Raw genomic sequence first — 19892 nt, 5'->3', positions numbered from 1 at the left:
ATGTCACTGCAAAAGAACCGATGATTCGACCAGCGGTCCGCGTTCCAGAGGTTAGGCTCATCGGCAACCGGACTCTGCTACCGGACTGTGTGACCGAACTATGCGACGAACGGACAGTGAGGACCTCGACGTGACCGATACGGTGCCGAAAAGCGGACCTGCGTATGCAGTCCTGGCCACGCATTTGCGTGAGCGCATCCTGTCGGGAGAACTTCAACCAGGTCAACGGCTGCCCGGGGATGCCGAGCTGACCGCAGAGTTCGGGGTCGGCAGGAGCACCATTCGCGAAGCACTCAGGTCTTTGGCCAGCCAGAATCTCATTCAGACGACGCGCGGAGTCACCGGCGGCAGCTTCGTCTCGGCCCCCACCGTCGGGCACATCAGTGCCCACCTGGAAACGGGCGTCGCCTTGATGGCAGCCGCGGAGACCGTGACCGTGGATCAGCTCATGGAGGTGCGCAACCTTATGGAGGTGCCGGCCGCGGGAATCGCCGCGTTCCGTCGCACCGACGAGCACATCGCGCAGCTACGCCAGACGATCTTCGACCCCACCGACGCCCAGGGTCCGGAAACGTTCACCAAGAATCAGGAGTTCCACCTGGTCCTGCTCCGCGCGGCCCAGAACCCGCTGCTCGAGTTGATCACTGCACCCGTCTTCCGGGTGTTGTCGGGCAGATTCGGCCGCGACCACGCCCCGGACGGCTTCTGGACGTGCGTCGACCACGACCATCGCGCGATTCTCGACGTCGTCGCCGACGGCGATTCCATGGGCGCGATGGACCTGATGCGAAAGCACCTCGACCACCTGGGGGATTCCTACCGCCAGATGGACACTCTGCGGTAATCATCTGCTGATTGCGCGAGTGGGCGTGTGGCGAGCTCGAGCAAAACTCTGATATTTCGTCGCGATACGCGGTGGCTCAGTCGAGTGCGGAACGGTCCGGCTCGCCGCGGAATCGGGAGACCGAGCCGTCGATGCGGAGCTTCTTCCACAGGTACTTGGCCGTGCGGTTGGTCATGCCGATCTCGTCGACCAGCATTCGGACGTCGCCGAAGTAGGACTGCAGTTGGTTGCTGCCCACCGGGCCACCCCAGTACGCCTCTTTGACGACCGAACGTGGAATGTCCAGGTCTGCGGCCAGTCTGCGCGGCGGCGCCATGATCACGCCGGCGAGCCAGCGCATGATGATCGGCGTCGACACCGAGACGAGCCACTTGTTGATTCTGCCGAGATTCGGGTAGTGCTGACGGAGGAAGTGGTGCGCGAACGAGATGTGGCGCGCTTCCTCAGCGATGTGAATCTCCATGGTGCGCAACATCGCCGGGGGAACATCCTTGCCCTGCCGGATGACTTCCTTCTGCCAGTGGTCGATCGGCTCTTCGCCCGCGAGGATTCCGATGAAGAACACGACGGGAAACGCCGCGCCCAACATGCCCATCGTCGGTGAAGCGAGGCGGAAGTCGGTGCGCATTCCCGGCACGTCGGCCCCGGATCGGTTGACCAACTCCTGGAACATCTGAATGTGGTTGCACTCCTCGGTGATCTCGTGGAGGCAGTACCGAAACTCGAGCGAGTTGTTCGGCATCTTCATGATGAACTGCATCATTCCGCGGATGAGGATGCTCTCGAACGCGGCGCCGACCTTGACCGAGTTGATCTGGATGTGGTGTCCGACCTCGATCTGCCGTCCGCGCGGCAGTTGCTGATACCACGCAGTCCCGCCGAGCGGATGGTAGTTCGGCAGTATCCACCGCGGATCGTGCGAGAACATCTGGAACTCTTCGCTGTCCCAGTCGATGTCTCGGTAGGGGTCGAAGTTCCGGCGCACCGAACCTTCGGACAGGACATCGAGCATCTCGCGGTACGTCTCGACCGGAAGCCTGGTAGACCCGCCTGCACGTGACGTGCTCTTGCCGGTAACTGTAACCATGCGATCCTCTTCCCGTCCGTCACCGGCGATACGCCTGGTGGCAGCCCATCCACTCGGAAACAATCATGCTTGCTGGTAACCAAAGTTACACACACTTCGTCCGGATGGGAAGGGTCCTTCGACAACGAACAAGCCCGGTGTCGGTGATTTATCACCGACACCGGGCATGGTTCGTCCGATGTTGCGCCTGCAAGGATCTAGCCGGTCACACCCGTCAGCTCGTTGGGTGTGTGGGCGAGCTCGCCCGTCTGGGTGACCTCACCCGTGGACAGGTCCACGGCGTGGACCGAGTTCTTCGCCGGGTCCGAGACGAAGGCGGTTCCCTCGTGGACGAACAACGCCGGGCGCGGCTCCTGCCACTTGACCGGCTCTTCCCACGCGTCGACGACGGGGATGGTCTGCGTGACGGACTTGCTGTTCACATCGATGACGTGGAGCGCACCGTCGGTGCCGAGTACGATTGCTTCGCCTGCCGGTCCGCGTCCGAGCGAGCGGAAGGTGTAGCTGGTTCCGAGATCGACGAGCGTGAGTTCACCACTCACGGTGTCGGTCAGCGAAACACGAGTCGGACGCTCGAGCTCAGCGTCGGGATCGACCTTGTAGTCGCCGAGCAGAACCGGCGAGTCCTCGTCGCCGGCCTGGTTGCCGATGCGGCCGTATGCATCCGGGCTCTGGACCTTGGTGATCGCACCGTCACGGTAGATGAGCAGCCCGTCCTGGCAGCCGACCACGACGGTCTCGTCGGCTGCAACAGCCTCACCGTGCACACCCGGGCACTCTTCGTTGCGGACGACTTCCTTGCGGTCGGCGTCCAGGACGACGATGCCGGTGCGCTCGTCCTCGTTTCCGAGGGTGGTGAGCAGTGCACCATCCGAGAGTTCCACCGCGACACCGTGATGCGCCTCGGGTGTGGTGTAGGTGTCGGTCTCGGGCTTCTCACCCTCGAGCAGCGCAGCGGATTCGAAGATCTCGACCTTGCCGGTACCGTCGTCGAACAGAACGGTCTTGCCGTCGTGCCGGACGACATGCCCCGGTGTGGTGGCGTCGAACTTGACGTCGGTGAGCGCCGGCGTCGACGTGAAGTGTTCCGAACCCGAGGTCCAGGTACCGGCATCGAGCGCAGTGAAAGCACCTGAGCCACTGACGAAGACGTGACGGCCGTCGCCGGCGGGGTTGAGCCGCGTGAAGCCGTCGATACCGGTGACGTCGTCGACGGTCTCGAGCGTGGCAGCGTCGAGGACCAGGACGCCGCCGTCGTAGCTGACCGTCAAGCGCGGCGTCGCAGCGGAATTGGACACGGGTGCAGCTGCGGCCGAGCTTCCGCTGGTTGCACTGTCGGTCGAATCGGAAGAAGAGGAGCAGGCTGCCAACAAGGCAACCGAGGTGCCCAGCGCAACGACGGCGCCGAGCGATCGAGTGGTGCGGTTGTTCATCATGTTCCAAAGAAGTACAGGTACATGCAAATGATTGTCAAAGCCTATAGTGCGCACAAATGCATGTGTGACAAGCACTTTCACCTGCGTGCGCGCACCGTGGCACGCACACGCAGGTGTGGGTCAGCGCAGTCCCGCAGCGATGGCGGTGGAGTTGAAGTCCATCATGTCGAGATACGTCGGTGCATCCGAATTCTCGTCCCCCAGCGACTCGGTGAACAGCTTCACGACGTCGACGTCGACTCCTGCTTCCGACGCCATGACCTGCGCCAGCCTGTCGGGCTGGGACGAGTCGACGAAGATGGTGGGCACGCCCGCGTCGCGCACGGTGCCCGCGAGATCCGACAGGTCGGACGCACTCGGAGATGCCAGCGTCGTGCCACTCGGGATGACTGCACCGATGACCTCGAAGTCGTAACGGTCTGCGAGGTAACCGAACACGTGGTGGTTCGTCACCAACTTACGATTGACGATCGGCGCGAACCGCTCCTGCATGCGCCCGTCCAACTCGACGAGCTGGGCGTCGTAGTCCTGTGCGGCAGCCTCGACGTCCACACCGTCCAGCGACTCGGTCACCGCATCCTTGATCAGCCCGACAGCCGTGCGCATACGCTCCGGATCCGTCCAGATGTGGGGATCCGCGGCGCCCGACGACTGCCCGGAGACGTAGTCGATGGGGTCGACGCCGGGGCCGACCTCGAGAATGTCGGTGCCGTTCGCCCGCGCTGCGTCGATCGTCTTGGCGACGCCTTCCTCCAGCCCGAGCCCGTTGGCGATCAACAGATCCGCCGATTCCACCCGCGCAGCCTCCGCTGCGGAGATCTCGAACGAATGCGGATCCGAGTTGGGCGGCATGAGCACCAGCACGTCGGCCTGGTCTCCGACGATGCTGGAGGTGATGTCGCCCAGAATGTTGGTGGTCACCACGATCGTCGGTGTGCCCGACGAGTCCGCACCCGAGCAGCCCGCCAGAATCAGCGCGGCCGGGAGGACCGCCAGCAGAAGCTTTTTCATGCGCCTATCACACCGATCGATGCGGGCGCGAAGTCGAAGTCGAAGGTTCGCGCGACGCGACCGCCGTCGCGGTAGTCGATCTCGGTGACTGTCCTGGCCACGGGATCGGACACGTAGGCGCGGGTACCGCCGACCTGAAGTTCGGGCGCGTCGCCGTCGTCGGCCGTCGGTCGAACCACGGGCGTCGACGACGTTTCGGCGCCGGTCACCGCGTCGAACACACGGAACGTACCGTCCGCCTGCACGGAGAACACGGTCTTGCCGTCGCTGGACACTCCCGCCGACAGCGCCTCGTCGGCGGTCCTGGCCTGCACCCACTCCCCCGACCTCGTGTCGAGTACGAGCACCCCGGTCTCCGTCGGTGCGGCAACGAGGGCGCCCCGCGAACCATGAGCGAACGACCATGCCCGAGCGTCGGGCGACGGGTACGGGAACTTCGTCGTCGCGAAGTCCGCCGATGCATCCACCTTCAGCACACCGTCCTCGCAGGCGACGACGAAGTAGTTGGAGAACACCGCTTCCCCGTGCATCTCCGGGCACGCCGCGTCCAGCGGACGAACGACGTCACCCGAGCTGTCACGCAATTCGAGACCCGTCGGCAGGTCCTCCTCCGTCCCACCGGTGGAGACCACGAAGTGATCGGACAGCGGAACCGCGATGCCGTGATGAGCGTTGGACTCGATCGTCGTCGCAACCGTCGACTCGGCCTTGCTCAACGAATCGAAGTCGACGACATCCGCACGCCCGGCGCCGTCGAAGAACACCGACACCTTCCGGTCGCCGGCGATGACATGCGCGGGCTCGGCGCCGTCGAGCGAGCCGATGTCGACGGGATCCTTGACGTACGAATGCGTGTGGTCGCCGTGGTCGATCGTCCACGAGCCAGGATCGAGCAGATGCGCATGCTCGTCATCGGTCGCGACGGCATAGCGACCGTTGATGGTCGTGATGCTCGACGCGTTTCCGACATCGAACGTGTGAACGGACTCCTCGGTGGCGAGATCGACAACCTCGATGCGCCCGGAGTCGGCGTCGGCGACAACGAGCCGAGGCTCCGGACCCTCGACCTCGGTCGACCCAGCCTCCGCAGCCAGGTCACTACCCGCCCGAGCAGTGCCGGTTTCCTCCACAACAGGTGCAGCATCATCGCTGCTACCGCACCCCGCAGCAGTCAGGGCAACAATGCCAATGGTCAGAACGGTTTTACGGGCGAACACAGAACTCCTCGGAGCAGAAATGATAACGATTGTCGTTTATGTTAAACCATTCCCCAAGCCGAGCCCATAGCGCCCCGTTTGGCACCCCCGCTCGGACCGAACGTGGCGTTCAGTCACTCTGAGTGACCGAACGGTTCATTCGGTCCGCGAAAGTGCGCCCTCGGACACGTTCGGGATTTCCGAGGGACGGGTGCGCGAGAGTGCGGATTTGCCCATGGCGACGAGGAAGAATTGGAGTACGGCCAGGCCGGCGATGGTGGCGCCGGCGGCGGTGTTGGCGTGCCAGGAGACGAGGAGCCCGGTGATGGTGGCGGACCAGCCGAGGAGGGTGGCGATGATCATCGACTGCACGATGGATCGCCCGAAGAGGTAGGCCGTGGCGGAGGGTGCGACGAGTAGGCCGAAGACGAGGAGTGTTCCGACGATTCGGAAGGATGCGACGACGGCCAGGACGACCAGGGCCAGGAGTACGACGTGTGCGAGGCGGGGCCGAAATCCGAAGGTGTGGGCTTTGCGTTCGTCGAAGACCATGGCGACGAAGGGGCGGTAGGCGACGACGGAGACGACGAGTGCGACGGCGGCTGCGATGACGAGGAACACCAGGTCCGCGTAGGTGGCGGAGAGGACGTCGCCGAAGAGGAAGGATGTCAGGTCGACGGCGAAGGATCTCGCGCGGGAGACGATCACCACGCCGAGTGCGAGCATGCCGACGAAGAGCAGTCCGATTCCGGTGTCCTCGGACAGTCGGGAGTTGCGGGAGACCCAGGCGACGCCGCCGATCATGACGACGGCACTCACTGCCGCTCCGATGAGCAGGTTCGCGCTGAGGAGGTACGCGATCGCGACGCCGGGCAGCATTCCGTGCGACACGGCATCGCTCAGGAATGCCATGCCGCGCAACACGACCCATGTTCCGACGAGCGCGCACAGTATCGATACGAGCATGCCTGCCCAGAGGGCGCGCTGTACGAACGAGACAGCGAAGGGGTCGAGTAGCCAGTCCACGGCCTGGAACCCTATGCGATAATGGTTGTCGTGAGCGAATCCGTGTCTGTTCGATCCCTGACCGTCCGGTACGGCAACACCGTTGCCCTCCACGACGTCAGTGCGTCGTTCGAGCCGGGCACCGTCACCGCTCTCGTCGGTCACAACGGTTCCGGCAAATCGACCGTGTTGCAATCTCTTGCAGGCATCGTCGAGCCCGCGTCGGGTGCGGTCGACATTCGACACCGACGTATCAGTTACGTTCCGCAGCGCAGTGACGTCAACGATCGGATGGCTGTCACCGTCGGCGAGGTCGTTGCGATGGGGACGTGGCCACGTCGCGGAATCCTCGGTCGGGCCAGTGCTGCGGATCGCCGTGCCGTCGACGAGGCCATCGATCGATTGAAACTGACCGATCTCCGGTCGCGACGGTTGGCGGAGTTGTCCGGGGGGCAGCGTCAGCGGGCGCTGCTGGCGCAGGCGCTCGTCGAGCATGGAGATCTGGTTCTTCTGGACGAGCCGACGACGGGTCTCGACGCGGAGGCCCGCGAGATCATCAACAGCGTCGTCGACGACGAGGCGGCCCGCGGCGCCGTGGTGGTCATGGCCACTCACGACGCCGACGATGCGGATCGCGCGGATGTCACCATCACTCTCGGGCGCGGGGAGATTTTGTCGTCAACGCGTCGTGACCGTCAATTCGTCGGTGGCGGGGCTCACGACGGCAGGCTCGCGTCCGGACAGTAGGTCCAGCACGGCTTTGGGCCGTGCGAGCCACTCGCGACCGAAGTTCCGTAGCACCGCGAGTCGGTTGCATTCGCATTCTGCGTCCACCCCGTCGACGTCGATGCCTGCGTCCCGGCACAGCGCGATAGCTCTGGACACGTGCAAGCCTTGACTGACGACGAGTGCCTTCTCGACCCCGAAGGTCGTCGCGGCGCGCCAGCAAGTGTCGTAGGTGTCAAGGCCGTAGTCGTCGCCGACAATCCTGTCGGACGGGATTCCGGCGTCGACGAGATATTCGGTCATGGCAGCGATTTCGTTGCCGGACCGACCGTTCGCATCACCGGAGACCAGAACCGCGCGGGCTCGACCGGACTCGAACAGCGACACAGCAGCGTCGAGCCGACCTTCCAGGTACTTCATCGGCTTGCCGTCGCGCACCTGGGATCCGAGGACGATGACCACCGGCGCGGCGGGTGCGTCGGCGGCGTCGTGCACCCGCCCGAAGGACACGGTCGCCACCCATGCCGCCGACGCGAGGACAGCGGCGAGCACGCCGACGACGAGGCCGACCGACACTCGCCACAACTTCTTTCTCAACGAACTCCCGATCTCCGCCCGACGCTACCGGGCGTCACCGTACCGGCCGAGATTGAGGGATCTCTGAGGCAGTCGCCCGCTGTTCAGAGCAGGGCCAGCGCGGCGTCGATCGGCGCACGGTCGCCGAGAGGCGAGATGGCGCCGACGTAGCCGTCGGGCCGCACAAGAACGACACCGTCGGGTGTCTTGAGCCCGTACCGCTGCGCGATCTTGCGCTCGGGATCGTCGACGACGACGGGAGTCGTGCCGGGCACCGACATCGAGGGGGTGCCGGCGACCAGCAGGTGGTCGTTCGGGTGCTCCCGATGTGCCCGAGCGAGGCTGTGCCACAACTCGGTTCCGGCGACCGGCGGCGCCGCGTCACCAGGTGCCACGTGCCCGTGCACGCCTTGCCGGACGATCGGGCTGCCGTGGTAGGCGACGGTGAATTCCTCCATCTCGTCGGCGATGCGGTGCTGTGCGAACTCGGTCCCCGCAACGATACGCAGCACCTTGTTGCGCACGGTCCGAACGACTTTGGATTCGACGGTGGCAGCGGTGGTCAAGGTCGTCGTCTCGGCGATGACGTGAGCGGCGACGGGATGCCGCTCGTCGTGGTAGCTGTCGAGGAGCAGTTCCGACGCGTTCCCCCTCGTCGCCGCTGCGAGCTTCCAGCCGAGGTTGAACGCGTCCTGCATCCCGGTGTTCATACCCTGCCCGCCCGCGGGACTGTGCACGTGGGCGGCGTCGCCGGCGAGGAAAACCCTGCCGGTCCGGTACCTCGGCACCTGAGCGTGATGGATCTCGAACGTCGTCAGCCACCGGGGCGAGCGCAGGCGCACGCCGAGTCCTCGCTGAGTGCACACGCGCTGCAACCAGTCCAACGACGGCGCCCGCCCGGACTCGGATGCGTCGATCGCTGCGATGACGCGGACACGGTCGCCGACCATCGGAAACAGCATCGCCGGGCCCGACCCGGCGGACGCGAAGATGTGCATCGCGCTCGTATCGAACGGGTAGGTGGCGTCGACGTCGCCCATCAGGAAACGCTCACCCACGAACGAGCCCTGCAGCTTCAGACCGAGGTGATGACGAACGGTGCTCGACGCCCCGTCGCATCCCACGAGGTATCGGCACGTCACGGTGTCGCCTCCTACAGTTGCCCGCACCCCGTCGTCGTCCTGGACGAAGTCGGTCAGCTCTTCCCCGCGCTGGATCTCGACCCCCAGGTCGAGCAGCCGCCTCGTCAAGACGGCTTCGGTTTCCGTCTGTGCCGTGGTCACCGTGAACGGGTAGGCGCTGTCGACGGTGTCCAGCGGAATCTGCGCCAACAACTTTCCGTCGGCGTGAAAGTGCACGCCCACTGTCGTACGTCCCGACCCCACGATGTCGTCGACGACGCCCAGTGCATCCATCATTTCCAGGCTTCGAGAATGAACGACGACGGCGCGGGATTCATCGGTGGGTTCGGTGCGGCGGTCGATGACGCGCACTCGTGTGCCGCGGCGAGCGAGGTCGACGGCGAGAACCAGCCCGACTGGGCCCGCTCCCACCACCAGGACGTCGGTATCGAAGATCGTCATGCTGGAGATGGTGTCTCGAAACCAGTCCCGTGCGCGACGAGTTCGGTGAGAATTCACCCGCCGTCGATGGCAAGAATCACCCGGGGCTTGCGTCCACGCGCGACCACCCGCTCGATCAGCATCACGATCCGAAATTCGACGCCGTACTTCCTTCGAATCAGTTCGGCTGCACGGCGCGCGGGCTCGTCGGTGACGATGCGCGCGGTACCAGCGTGCGCGACGGCGTCGTCGGCTACCTTTCCTCGCCGGTTGCACGGGCGGAGTTCGACGCGTCCCGAGTTCCTGATTCGTTTGACCTTGCCGCTGTCGGTCGGGGTGAGCACGATCAGTTCATCCCCGTCGCGGCCGATCCACACCGGCGTCGAGACCGGCTCGCCGGATCTGCGGAACGTGGTGAGCGAGACGAACGGCTGGTCGCCGAGCGCGAGGAACGAAGCGGTCATGGATGCCAACGTACGCGCTGATCGGTTCATTGCCGACGGCTCGAGTCCCTGCCGATTCCGCGGGTGCACTCGGCGGTAGTCCGTATTGTGCAAGTGTGACGCGCGGCACACAGCGCACGGAATGATTGGGAGTGGAACGTTCATGAAGAGCACCATGCAGGACACCCCGTTGTCGATCGGCCAGCTCGTTCGGTTCGGGACGTCGATTCACCCGACCGCGGAGGTCACGACCTGGAGCGAGCACGGTCCGTCGACCGTCACGTTCGAGCATCTGGGCAAGCGGGCGGCGCAGCTCGCTCATGGTCTCCGGTCGATCGGGATCGACGACGACCAGAGGGTCGCCACGTTCATGTGGAACAACGCGCCTCACATGGAGGCGTACATGGCCGTTCCCGCGATGGGCTCGGTGCTGCACACGCTGAACATTCGTCTCTTCCCCGAGCAGCTCACCTACATCGTGAACCACGCCGAGGACCAGGTGATCATCGCCGACGCCAGCCTCCTGCCGCTCCTGACGCCTTTGCTTCCGACGATGCCGACGGTGCGTCACCTCGTCGTCGTCGGCGTCGATCCTGGTGATGTCGACGCACCCGACGGGATCGAAGTGCTCGCCTACGAGGCCCTCCTCGAAGGCCGCCCGGAGGAGTTCGACTGGCCGGAGCTCGACGAACGATCAGCTGCGGCAATGTGTTACACGTCCGGAACCACCGGTGATCCGAAGGGGGTGGTGTACTCGCACCGTTCCATCTGGCTGCATTCCATGCAGGCGTGCATGTCCGACGCAATGGGCCTCGCGCAGTCCGACAAGGTGCTGGCGATCGTGCCGATGTTCCACGCGATGTCGTGGGGGTTGCCGTACGCCGCGTTGATGGTCGGGGCGTCGTTGATCATGCCGGACAGGTTTCTGCAGCCCGCTCCCCTTGCCGAGATGATGTCGACGTTGCGTCCGACGGCTGCTGCTGCCGTCCCGACGATCTGGCAGGCACTGCTTGTTCATCTCGACGAGCATCCGGCCGACCTGTCGAGCCTGCGAGATGTCCTCGTCGGCGGAAGTGCCTGCCCGCCTTCGCTGATGCGCGCATTCCACGAGAAGTACGGGATTCACATCACGCAGGCGTGGGGCATGACGGAGACCTCGCCCGTAGGCACCTCGGGACGACCCGATGTCGGACTGTCGGCGGAGGAAGAATTCGATCTCCGTTGCACGCAGGGGCGTTTCGTCGCTGCGGTTCGCGCTCGCCTCGTCGACGACAGCGGAAAGGAACTGCCCTGGGACGGCAAGCAGGTAGGCGAACTGGAAGTGCGGGGGCCGTGGATCACCGGCAGTTACTACCGCAACGACGCGCACGACAAGTTCGACGACGGTTGGCTCCGGACCGGTGATGTCGGCACCATCTCCCCCGGCGGTTACCTGACGCTGACGGACAGGTCCAAGGACATCATCAAGTCCGGCGGCGAATGGATCTCGTCGGTGGAACTGGAGAACCACGTGATGGAGCATCCGGCCGTGCGCGAGGCCGCGGTCATCGGAGTTCCCGACCAGAAGTGGGACGAGCGTCCTCTGGTCGCCGTGGTGGTGCGCGACGGCGAAAAAGTCGCGGCCGAGGAGTTGCGTAACTTCCTCGATGGCCGAGTTGCTCACTGGCAGTTGCCCGAACGCTGGACCTTCATCGACGAAGTTCCCAAGACCAGCGTGGGCAAGTACGACAAGAAGCGTCTGCGAAGCTCCCACGCCGACGGCGCTTTGAACGTGATCGAACTGGGCTGAACCTTTTCACCGCACTTTCTCCGGAGCGAACGGGCCGCTCGGTCAGTCTGACTGACTGAACGCCACTTTCGCTCGAAGCTGATCGTGGGTGCAGGCGACGAAGGTGTCGACTGAGGCACTTTCTCCGGAGCGAACGGCCCGTTCGGTCAGTCTGACTGACTGAACGCCACTTTCGCTCGGAACTGGTGGTGGGCGCGGATGGACGAAGGTGTCGATCGAGTTTCGAGGCTCCGCCGCTACCGGGGTCCCTCCAAACTCGACGCGGTCTCCTCGTCCCGAGCAACCGTGTCGGTGAAGAACTTCTTGAACACCGCCTGCATCTGGCAGACGACCTCGATATGGCCCTGCAGAACATCGACCATATTGTTCTCCCCTCCAACAGCCTTCTGCGAAAACACCTGCTCGATCTGTTTGCCCATGTCGAAATCACCCCAGCCGGTGACATCGGCGAGTTGTTTGGCTGCGTTCTGATGCTTTACAAGTTTCTTGATGTACTCATCGCAGGACGCACTGCATGCCCGCGCCGCGTCCTGGTCGAGATACAGATGCCCGTTGTCGGCGGCCATCGCAAGGGACTGCCAATACGTGAGGGACTCACCTTCATTACTCATTTCGCTCCTGTTCGCTAAGCGCTCGGTAGCGCAACTTTCAGATCGTCAACGTGACGGTGCAGTATCGGGCAAGGGTCCACACCATCGCCGACATGCCGATAGTCAACCGAGAAGACAACTATCCCCGATGGCAGATCGACAGCCAGATTGCAGTCGATGATCGAGCGCGCGACATCGGTCCTGTACTGAAAAGCGTCTCGTCCATCCAATTCGGTATCGAGTCCATCGAGATTCCCCGAGTCGCTGCGCGCCTCATCGACAGTGCGGTTCAGGGACGACTTCACAACGAACACGTAAGGCACATCGACACCAACTGGCCGGAACCGGCAAATATCCCAATCCGGCACGACGATGCCTCGCCCCCAGCCGACGTCGCGGTGGTCCGGATCCAAGCCGGTATCCCCGATCTGCTCAGGGGTGATGCTGCACGGATCCCACCGAGTCGGCTCGGCCACCGCCTGCGGCGACACCTCCCTCGCACAACCCCCAAGCAGGGCAGACACCGCAATTAAGGCCACGATCCACCTGCGCACACGGTCCCCCTCCGTCGAGTACGGCTACCAGATTAGACGCAGCGCTTCCTTGATCGGTTCCACTTCGTCCGACAGCTGTAACGGACCTGACAGCAAAACCGACCAACTGTGTCGTACCCGTCTGGCACAGTGCACAGCACTTGACCCCCCTGCCTCTCGAGAAGAGAAACCCATGAACAATCAATTCCACAACAGCCCCAACTACGGCACCATCAACATCCACCAGACCACTCACGTCGGCTACGTCGTTCCGCAGCGGTCCTGGCCTCGTCGCCATCCGATTCTGACGGCGATTCTGGTGCTGTTCGGCATCGGTTTCATCGGTGCCAATCCGTGGATTCTGATCGTCGTGGCTGCGGTGTGGATCGGCATCAAGGTCTACCGGAATCAGGAAGCGAAGAAGCTCGCCGCGCGTCAGGAACAGCAGCGTCTGATCGACAGCGCGAACGCCCAGAACCAGGCCTACCTCAACGGCCACCAGTTCGGCACGCACGGGCACTTCCCCACCCAGCCGGGCCAGTACCCCGCCCCTCAGCCCAATCAGCCCTACCCATTCCAGGGTTGAGCTGTCGCGGCGGACGGAAGTGGCTGACTACGAGGTAGGTTCGGCACTATGACGGTTCCTTCCTTCGACACCATTGCGTTCGTTCAGCGTTTGGTCGAGTTGGTGGATACCGGTCGGCGTGAATCGACGTACAAGCTCGCGACGCTCATGGCGTTGATCGACGTGTGCGTCGAGAACGAAGCTGCGCATAACGGAACGCTCGCAGTCCCTGTCCAAGAATTGGCGCACCGCATCATTGCCTATTACTGGCCACAGGTACGGGCGTACGACGAACGGATTGTCCTCAGTCAGAACAAGTCTTCCGGCCGGACTATCCCGGTGCTGGTCGCTCGGTACAAAGCCTCGACCGCGTTCACCACGGCCGAGGCTGCGCGGGAAGTCGAGGACGAGCATAACGTCGCGCTTGTCCGCGACGTGGAGCTCACGGTCGCTCGGCAACCGTTGACGCACTTTCACACTCCGGCCGGCCGCAACAATGACTTTGCGAACGACGATTTCGTGTTCGACGCGCGCGGGTTTCACAAGAAGATGAGCAGGACGCACCTCGTGGAACGCGGTCATGTCGTTCTACGGAGCGGGGTCCCCCGCGCGCTTCGCGACACATCGGTTCTGCTCCGATCGTTCGTGAAGAACGCGTGGGTGGCCGATGTCGTTCGTATGAACAAAGTTTCGCTGGACGTCGAGGCGATCGACGGGTTCTTGTTCGGCACGTCGCGGGAAGCACTGACCACACTGAACGGCCCTTTGCGTGACCTCCAAGACAACCGCTGCTTTTACTGCGATAGCAAGCTCGGGCCCGGAGCACATATAGACCATGTGCTCCCGTGGTCGCGAATTCCCATCGACGGCGTCGCGAATCTCGTCGCAGCGGATTCTGCCTGCAACCTCGCCGAGTCGGCGAGCGTACCCGTTCGCGCACATGTAGATCGAGCGCTGCGCCGACCACGATCGGATCTGCTCGCCATCGCGGACAGGACCCGCGTGCCGCTTCTTCATGATCGAACGCGGTCTGCCGCGGAGGGCGTTTACGCTTCGCTGCCCGCCGGCGTTCCCCTCTGGATTCGGTCTCGTGAGTATGAACCGTTCGTACCTGTCTGATTCGAGCGCTCAGACCCGGCGATCCAATTGCTCGACGGCGTCGCGGAGCTGGGCGCCGATGCGGTCGGTGGTCTCGTCGAACATGTCCCGAGCGGCGTTGAGGTGTAGCGAGCCCAGTTCATCGCCTTCTCGGGTTTCGTATTCGTTGTCGTCGGGGGTGCCGTGGTGCTCGATCCAGCGGACTTTCTGAAGCTCTCGGTCGATTTCGACGAGCCCGTCGAGGTAGGACCGTAAAGCCGTGAGTCGGGCGATCAGTGTTCGCTGACGATCCGCCAAAGCGTCACTTCGCTCTTGGTAGATCTTCTGCACTTCGGCGTCGTCGGCAAGGTGGTTTGCCGGTTTGGGGCCGAGCCGCACGAATGCGGCCTCGAGCTTGCCTGCACTCCAAGCGACCGAAGTCACCTCCGAGACCAAGTCGATGCGGACGATGCGGTGGGCGGTGTCCAGCGACGTCCACGCGCTCAACGACGAAATCTCGGCTGCGAGAACGACCACCGCGTGGACTACTCTGCCGCGGGTGGCCGACCGGAGAGAAAGCAACTCGGCGTGCTCGGCCCCGAGGTGATCGACACCGCGACCTCGATCGACGATCTTGCGAACTTTCTCCCGTCGCGGGGAACTCGGATCCGCTACCGCCGATCCACGCCACGCCTTCAGTGCCTCGCGCACAAGGTCAGGTTGTTTTGCGGCAGCCTTGGCGTCGAGACCGACCAAGGTGTCGTCGATGGCGCGAATGTCTGCCGACCGTCTATCGAACGGGTTCCACCTCATCGTCGCAAGGTACCTCAGGACTCGGACACTCGTCGCGCTCGTGGCGTGCTACGCCCACTGGTCACGGCGTTATGGAAGCCAGTCGCTGCGCCGCAGCATCGGTCCCGAGCTCGAACCGCATCTTGGGATTTTGCAGATAGAAGGCGATCCATGCCTGCAGGACTACTGGGTGGACGTCGAAACGCCGGCAGTCGAGATCCATCGTTATGATCGGTCGTTTCTCGATTCGCCAGAACCAAGCGGTATCTCGTTTGTATCCCGAGAGAACAATGTCCGGTTTGAGCGATACACACTGGTGGGTGATAGTGACCCACCCTTGTGACGTCATCGAAATGCGGTCTTCTATCCGTACGGTGTGCAGGGAGTCCCACGATGCCCTCATGTCGAACGACCATCCTCGGTGTCGTACTCCGTCGGCATCCAGTTCCACCCACCCGTTGCGGACCGAACGCCATGCCAAGGCCCCATAGAAGGTAAGGAACAGCGGAGTCAGAAACCACAGGCTAAGCCACATCAAGAGCGCGAACGCGCCGATGAGAGCGCTTCTCCAGAACAATCCCCACCGCTCGTACCGGATGGTGGAGCCGTGGACGCGGTGTAGTACAGCCGGTCCGACCTTCGACGAGTTCTGGTTGAACCACGGGCTGGTAGTACCTAGGACAAGGCAAAGCGCAGCGGCCAGGGCGAATTGGGCTGCAGCTCGGCCATCACCCGACGAAATCGACAGTGCGCCGTATACGAGAAGTGCAGCAGCCGACAAGCCCACGGCACTGGACACAATCATTTTTGTTCGCGGTTTCCGTTTGTAGACAAACGGTTGCACGGTGGAATCAGAAGAGGGCGTCCCACGCTCCGGTTGCCAGTTCACCGATCGACCTTCCTGTCTCCGCCAATGCCTCTTCGCCACCTGTAATGGCCTGATCGACACTTCCAATTCCGGTCTCGTACATCGAATCAACGGCACCAGATGCGTAGATTCCGGCGATTGCGCCTGCCGCTGCACCCGTCAGCGTCCCGAGTACAGGGACCGGAATGAAAGAACCGATCACCGCGCCGGCAGCAGCCGAAGCAGCGATGCCGGCGCCAGCGGAGACGATTGCCTGATCGGCCGGTTTCCCGTTGTGGATGTCCCATGCGACGCCGGCAACAGCGAGAGCGCCGCCGATACGCCCCGAAAGTTTGTCGGCGGATTTGGTGAGGTCTTCTGCTGCCTCGGTCAGCACTGCCGCTCGCGCCGCAGTGGTACGCGCGTAATCCACGTCTCGATAGATCACCGATGACGGGGTTCCTTCGGACGCGTTGCGTGCCAGGTCGAAATATTTGGTCGACTCCGCATCCAGCCAAGCTGCTTTGTTCTTCATCGCCCACGTCTGGACGTCGACGACAGACATCGCGGCCGCGTCGACCACTTCGGTTGCCAGAAAGAACCAATCGACATAGGGGTTGGTCCAGACTCCAACGAGCGCTTCTGCTGCTTCACGCTCGACCGAGCGAGACTCCTCGGCATCTCTGGTCGCCTGACCGTACGCAGCAGACAGGTCCCCCGACAGCGGATCGTCGATCGCGTCGCTGCTGATCGTCAGGCCGGCTGCTGCGGCATCACGGCGCGCATCCGCCATCATGGACTGCGCTTTCTGCAAGCCGGCCGCGAAATTGTCGATCTGCTGGGCGTGATCACGAGCCGCCACAGCGATCTTCTCCGCGCCTTCGGCGGCTCGAGTCAGCTTCGGCATCGCCGCGTCGGAGGCAGGGCCGTCCCAGGCGCCGTCGATTCGGTTGCGCGCGGCGAACACCTTATCTGCCGCATCGTCCAGGACGGGCGCTAGCTGTTCACGCAGCCAGCGAGCAACCTGCCGAACCGATTCCGGGTCACCGTCGATGTGGGTGTCTATGCTCATGTTCTATTCCGCCCATGCCGCGACGTTGATTTCGTCGGCTGCGACGATGTCCTGCTCGGCGTACCTGGTGGCGCACTCGTTCAGAGTCACGTTCAGGCCTGCTAGTCCCGAGACCAGCTCACCGGCGGAGGCAACGAAGTTGCTCAGAATACCGAGTATCGCAGCGGTGCCCACACCGCCGTCGACGGCACCGGGAATCGACGGTGCGACCTCGTCGACTCTCGTCGCAGCGTCCCGCACGTACCCCGCCTGCAGACGAATTTCCTCGTGATCGACGACGATGCTCATGATGCACGCGCCTTATCCGGCACGACGACGTCGAGCAGCACCAGATCGAAGTGGGCAACTTCTTCGATCGCAGGCAAAAAGGTGATCGGAACCACGATCCACGGCTGGTCCCTGCCCATGCACGTGTGCAAACGATCGAGTGCCGAGTAGACCAGAAGCGCAGACCTGCCGTCGCGCGTGTCATTGATCAACACACGTGCATCCGACGGGTCCGAAACTTGTTCTGCGCACGGCACATACAACACCGGTGGATAATCTGACGGAATTTTCACGAAACGTCCTCCCCTGCTCCGGTGTGAAAACCGGTCCTACAGATTCAGACGCAACGAGTTGTGAATCGGTTCCACTGTCCGACGGATACCATCGGTGGGTATGGAACCTCAGAGTTACTCGTCCGGCGAGCGAGTGTTCGGGCCACCCCGCGGGACGTTCGACGCGGACTGGGCCGCCACCGCCCTTCGATCGAACGTGCCGGGTCTGGACTTCGCGACGTCGGTTCGGGTGATGGAGTATGCGTGGGAGCTAGTGCAGTCGCGTGACCTGCGCGGAGCCACGCTCGCCGACGCACTGAGTGACTCGACTGCCGTGAGTGTCGATTCCGACCTCGCTCGCTCAGCCGCGGCGGTGGCAACCGAAATTGCGGAGTTCTACCTCGACAGAGACTGATCGGCCGGGACATACCGCGACGCGACGACGCCGTGACTGAACTCCTCCCGCCCGACGAGCTCGAGTTCGACGCGCTCCGCCAGCCCGGCGAACAGGGTCGGCCCTCGACCGACCACAACAGGGTGAACGACGAACTCGTATTCGTCGATCAGTCCCATGTCGGCGAGTGCGAGTGGCAGTTGCACCCCGCCGGTGAAGATGCCGTTACCCGGCTCGTTCTTGAGTCGCCGGACGGTTTTCTCGATGTCACCGTCGACTATCTCAGCGTTCCAGTCCACCGATGCCAGCGTGCTCGTGACGACGTACTTTCTGCTTTCGCTGATGCTCTGCGCAAACGGCGCTGTCCACTCCGGCATGTCGGGTGAGGGTCGTCTCCACGCCGATTCCATCATTTCGTACGTCGTCCTCCCGAACAGCAATGCATCAGCACGAGCGATGCTCTGCGCCGCGTGCAGGTGCAGATCCTCGCACGGGCGTGCGAAGTTGTGGTCGACGCAGCCGTCGAGCGAGACGTTGATGGAGTACCGCAGAGGTCGCATTCGGTGAATCTACCGGCTCACATGCCACGCTGCCGCACAATCGCTTTCGCTCGTGACAGGACCGGGCGGTCGTTCTCGATCTGAGGTGAAACCCCGCGACAAGGGCACCGGTGATCGGTCGCGGACGCCATTCAGTGCTGCTGCCAACCCCCGATTGAACAGACGTAGGGCAGACCGTCTCTCGCACACGTTGTAGCTTTTCGCACACGTTGCATCCTGTGCGAGGAGCTGGAAGATGTGCGGGAACGCAGAACAGCAGACGCGGGGGCAGGTTTGTCGCGGCGTCTGCCCACCACCCCCGCTACCTGGGCCCCTCGACTTGAATCCCTGCGGCGTTTGCCTCGTCCACGTCACTTGTCGAAGTGAAGAACTTGTTGAAGACAACCTTCATTTCCTCGACGACGTCGATATGACTCTGCAACACGTCGACCATGTTGTTCTCTCCGCCTACAGCCTTTTTGGCGAAGATGTCCTGCAGTTGAAGGCCCATGTCGAAGTCACCCCAACCGCTGACGGCGGCAAGGTCGGTAGCTTTCCGCTGATGGTGTTTGAGCTTGCGAAGGTATTCATCACACGCTGTGGAACATGCCATCGCGGCTTCCGGATTTAGGTAGAGCTGCCCGTTGTCCGCTGCAGCGGCGAGCGCGTTCCAGTAGGTCGACGAATTACGCGGATCTGCCATTTGAACTCCTACTTCGCTGCTGCTGGAACCGCGCTGAGTAGATCTCGTACGTGGCGGAGCACTATTTCGCACGGGTCGACACCGTCGTCGGTTTGATAAAGCGCCGCGAACACCACGACTCCGCCGGCCACATCGAGTGCGATTCGGCAGTCCCTGATCGCGAAGCCGACCTCGGTCTTGTACTCGTACGCATCACGACCGTCGATCTCTAGATCGCGACCCTCCAAATTTCCGGGATTTGCACGAGCTTCGAGGATTGTGTGGTCCACGGAAGACAACACACTTAAGGCGTAGGCAGCGTCCGAGCCCCGCGGCATGAACTCACACCTCGCCCAATCCGGAACCTCGATCCCCTTGCCCCACCCCTCATCGCGATATTCCGGATCCAAGCCCGTTGCGGCGATTGCTTCTGGCGTGATGCTGCACGGATCCCAACGTTCAGCAGCCACGGGACTGCCCTCGACACCCCCACTGCATCCGGCAAGCAAAGCCAACAAAGCCACCAGCGTCGCTATTCGTATACGCACCCGACCCCCTCGATCACGTCGATCAACAGATTAGACGCA

24 protein-coding genes are annotated in these 19892 nt (G+C 63.2%); 6 read left to right on the top strand and 18 right to left on the bottom strand.

The genetic code is table 11. The annotated features are described in order from the left end of the window. Positions 1–100: 100 nt before the first annotated feature. A complete protein-coding gene (locus H292_RS0123215) occupies positions 101–844 on the top strand; it encodes a FadR/GntR family transcriptional regulator (RefSeq protein WP_020112984.1) in 744 nt (247 codons plus the stop codon). Positions 845–920: 76 nt separating this feature from the next. Here the strand turns inward: H292_RS0123215 and H292_RS0123210 are convergent, their stop codons facing one another. From H292_RS0123210 to aztB, 5 genes are all read right to left on the bottom strand, one after another. Next, complete coding sequence (locus H292_RS0123210) at positions 921–1931, bottom strand: AurF N-oxygenase family protein (RefSeq protein WP_196248666.1); 1011 nt, start codon at positions 1929–1931, stop codon at positions 921–923. A 197-nt stretch (positions 1932–2128) separates the two neighbouring features. Further along, entirely contained in the window at positions 2129–3367 is a 1239-nt protein-coding gene (gene aztD, locus H292_RS0123205; protein ID WP_020112982.1) for a zinc metallochaperone AztD, read from the bottom strand. 120 nt (positions 3368–3487) lie between these two features. Next, positions 3488–4378, bottom strand: coding sequence for a zinc ABC transporter substrate-binding protein AztC (gene aztC / locus H292_RS0123200; protein WP_020112981.1), 891 nt, complete (start codon positions 4376–4378; stop codon positions 3488–3490). Beyond that, complete coding sequence (locus H292_RS0123195) at positions 4375–5595, bottom strand: hypothetical protein (RefSeq protein WP_231383912.1); 1221 nt, start codon at positions 5593–5595, stop codon at positions 4375–4377. The genes aztC and H292_RS0123195 overlap by 4 nt, the downstream gene beginning before the upstream one ends. A gap of 135 nt (positions 5596–5730) precedes the next feature. Beyond that, positions 5731–6600 (bottom strand): zinc ABC transporter permease AztB, encoded by an 870-nt coding sequence (aztB, locus tag H292_RS0123190; protein WP_020112979.1) that lies wholly within the window; start codon positions 6598–6600, stop codon positions 5731–5733. Positions 6601–6621: 21 nt separating this feature from the next. Between aztB and aztA the strand changes: the two genes are divergently transcribed. Beyond that, positions 6622–7326 (top strand): zinc ABC transporter ATP-binding protein AztA, encoded by a 705-nt coding sequence (gene aztA, locus H292_RS0123185; protein WP_020112978.1) that lies wholly within the window; start codon positions 6622–6624, stop codon positions 7324–7326. Here the strand turns inward: aztA and H292_RS0123180 are convergent. The 3 genes from H292_RS0123180 to H292_RS0123170 all read right to left on the bottom strand — a co-directional run bounded on the left by H292_RS0123180 (position 7258) and on the right by H292_RS0123170 (position 9907). Beyond that, positions 7258–7881 (bottom strand): SanA/YdcF family protein, encoded by a 624-nt coding sequence (locus tag H292_RS0123180; protein WP_020112977.1) that lies wholly within the window; start codon positions 7879–7881, stop codon positions 7258–7260. The two genes, aztA and H292_RS0123180, sit on opposite strands and share 69 nt — an antisense overlap. Positions 7882–7985: 104 nt before the next feature. Further along, complete coding sequence (locus H292_RS0123175; RefSeq protein WP_231383911.1) at positions 7986–9464, bottom strand: FAD-dependent oxidoreductase; 1479 nt, start codon at positions 9462–9464, stop codon at positions 7986–7988. Between the two features lie 53 nt (positions 9465–9517). Continuing rightward, entirely contained in the window at positions 9518–9907 is a 390-nt protein-coding gene (locus H292_RS0123170; RefSeq protein WP_027499026.1) for a PPOX class F420-dependent oxidoreductase, read from the bottom strand. A 142-nt stretch (positions 9908–10049) separates the two neighbouring features. On the opposite strand from H292_RS0123170, the gene H292_RS0123165 reads away from it, so the two are divergent. Next, on the top strand, positions 10050–11675 hold the full coding sequence (locus H292_RS0123165; RefSeq protein WP_020112974.1) for a long-chain fatty acid--CoA ligase: 1626 nt from the start codon (positions 10050–10052) through the stop codon (positions 11673–11675). Between the two features lie 236 nt (positions 11676–11911). Here the strand turns inward: H292_RS0123165 and H292_RS0123160 are convergent, their stop codons facing one another. Next, positions 11912–12241 (bottom strand): hypothetical protein, encoded by a 330-nt coding sequence (locus tag H292_RS0123160; RefSeq protein ID WP_231383910.1) that lies wholly within the window; start codon positions 12239–12241, stop codon positions 11912–11914. A gap of 59 nt (positions 12242–12300) precedes the next feature. Further along, entirely contained in the window at positions 12301–12741 is a 441-nt protein-coding gene (locus tag H292_RS27980) for a DUF3558 family protein (RefSeq protein ID WP_080738267.1), read from the bottom strand. A 250-nt stretch (positions 12742–12991) separates the two neighbouring features. Here H292_RS27980 and H292_RS0123150 point away from each other — a divergent pair, with 250 nt between their 5' ends. Together H292_RS0123150 and H292_RS0123145 are read left to right on the top strand one after the other, a co-directional pair. Continuing rightward, entirely contained in the window at positions 12992–13384 is a 393-nt protein-coding gene (locus H292_RS0123150) for a hypothetical protein (RefSeq protein ID WP_020112971.1), read from the top strand. Between the two features lie 48 nt (positions 13385–13432). After that, positions 13433–14482 carry an HNH endonuclease gene (locus H292_RS0123145; protein ID WP_020112970.1) on the top strand — a complete coding sequence of 350 codons (1050 nt, stop codon included), beginning with the start codon at positions 13433–13435 and terminating at the stop codon, positions 14480–14482. A gap of 9 nt (positions 14483–14491) precedes the next feature. On the opposite strand, the gene H292_RS0123140 is transcribed toward H292_RS0123145, so the two are convergent. The 5 genes from H292_RS0123140 to H292_RS0123120 all read right to left on the bottom strand — a co-directional run bounded on the left by H292_RS0123140 (position 14492) and on the right by H292_RS0123120 (position 17633). Continuing rightward, positions 14492–15253, bottom strand: a complete 762-nt coding sequence (locus H292_RS0123140; RefSeq protein ID WP_020112969.1) for a hypothetical protein — start codon at positions 15251–15253, stop codon at positions 14492–14494. A 61-nt stretch (positions 15254–15314) separates the two neighbouring features. Continuing rightward, positions 15315–16121 (bottom strand): hypothetical protein, encoded by an 807-nt coding sequence (locus tag H292_RS27465; protein ID WP_231383909.1) that lies wholly within the window; start codon positions 16119–16121, stop codon positions 15315–15317. Next, entirely contained in the window at positions 16084–17151 is a 1068-nt protein-coding gene (locus H292_RS0123130; RefSeq protein WP_020112967.1) for a hypothetical protein, read from the bottom strand. Before H292_RS0123130 ends, H292_RS27465 begins: the two co-directional genes overlap by 38 nt. Positions 17152–17154: 3 nt before the next feature. Then, positions 17155–17439, bottom strand: a complete 285-nt coding sequence (locus H292_RS0123125) for a hypothetical protein (RefSeq protein WP_020112966.1) — start codon at positions 17437–17439, stop codon at positions 17155–17157. Further along, on the bottom strand, positions 17436–17633 hold the full coding sequence (locus H292_RS0123120; protein WP_020112965.1) for an SAV_915 family protein: 198 nt from the start codon (positions 17631–17633) through the stop codon (positions 17436–17438). Before H292_RS0123120 ends, H292_RS0123125 begins: the two co-directional genes overlap by 4 nt. Before the next feature lie 178 nt (positions 17634–17811). On the opposite strand from H292_RS0123120, the gene H292_RS0123115 reads away from it, so the two are divergent. Then, the gene (locus tag H292_RS0123115; protein WP_020112964.1) at positions 17812–18105 is read left to right on the top strand and encodes a hypothetical protein; all 294 of its coding nucleotides are present in this window, start codon (positions 17812–17814) and stop codon (positions 18103–18105) included. Here the strand turns inward: H292_RS0123115 and H292_RS0123110 are convergent. The 3 genes from H292_RS0123110 to H292_RS27975 all read right to left on the bottom strand — a co-directional run bounded on the left by H292_RS0123110 (position 18087) and on the right by H292_RS27975 (position 19775). Next, positions 18087–18644 carry a dihydrofolate reductase family protein gene (locus tag H292_RS0123110; protein WP_020112963.1) on the bottom strand — a complete coding sequence of 186 codons (558 nt, stop codon included), beginning with the start codon at positions 18642–18644 and terminating at the stop codon, positions 18087–18089. The two genes, H292_RS0123115 and H292_RS0123110, sit on opposite strands and share 19 nt — an antisense overlap. Positions 18645–18945: 301 nt before the next feature. Further along, positions 18946–19326: a hypothetical protein gene (locus tag H292_RS0123105; protein WP_020112962.1), complete on the bottom strand. Its 381-nt coding sequence runs from the start codon at positions 19324–19326 to the stop codon at positions 18946–18948. Positions 19327–19334: 8 nt separating this feature from the next. Continuing rightward, entirely contained in the window at positions 19335–19775 is a 441-nt protein-coding gene (locus H292_RS27975) for a DUF3558 family protein (RefSeq protein ID WP_080732853.1), read from the bottom strand. Between the last annotated feature and the right edge of the window lie 117 nt (positions 19776–19892).

Source organism: Rhodococcus sp. 114MFTsu3.1 (genome assembly GCF_000383555.1).
Lineage (GTDB): Bacteria > Actinomycetota > Actinomycetes > Mycobacteriales > Mycobacteriaceae > Rhodococcoides > Rhodococcoides fascians_E.
Note: the sequence above shows the minus strand (reverse complement) of the source record. Positions and strands in the feature narration are given on the sequence as shown.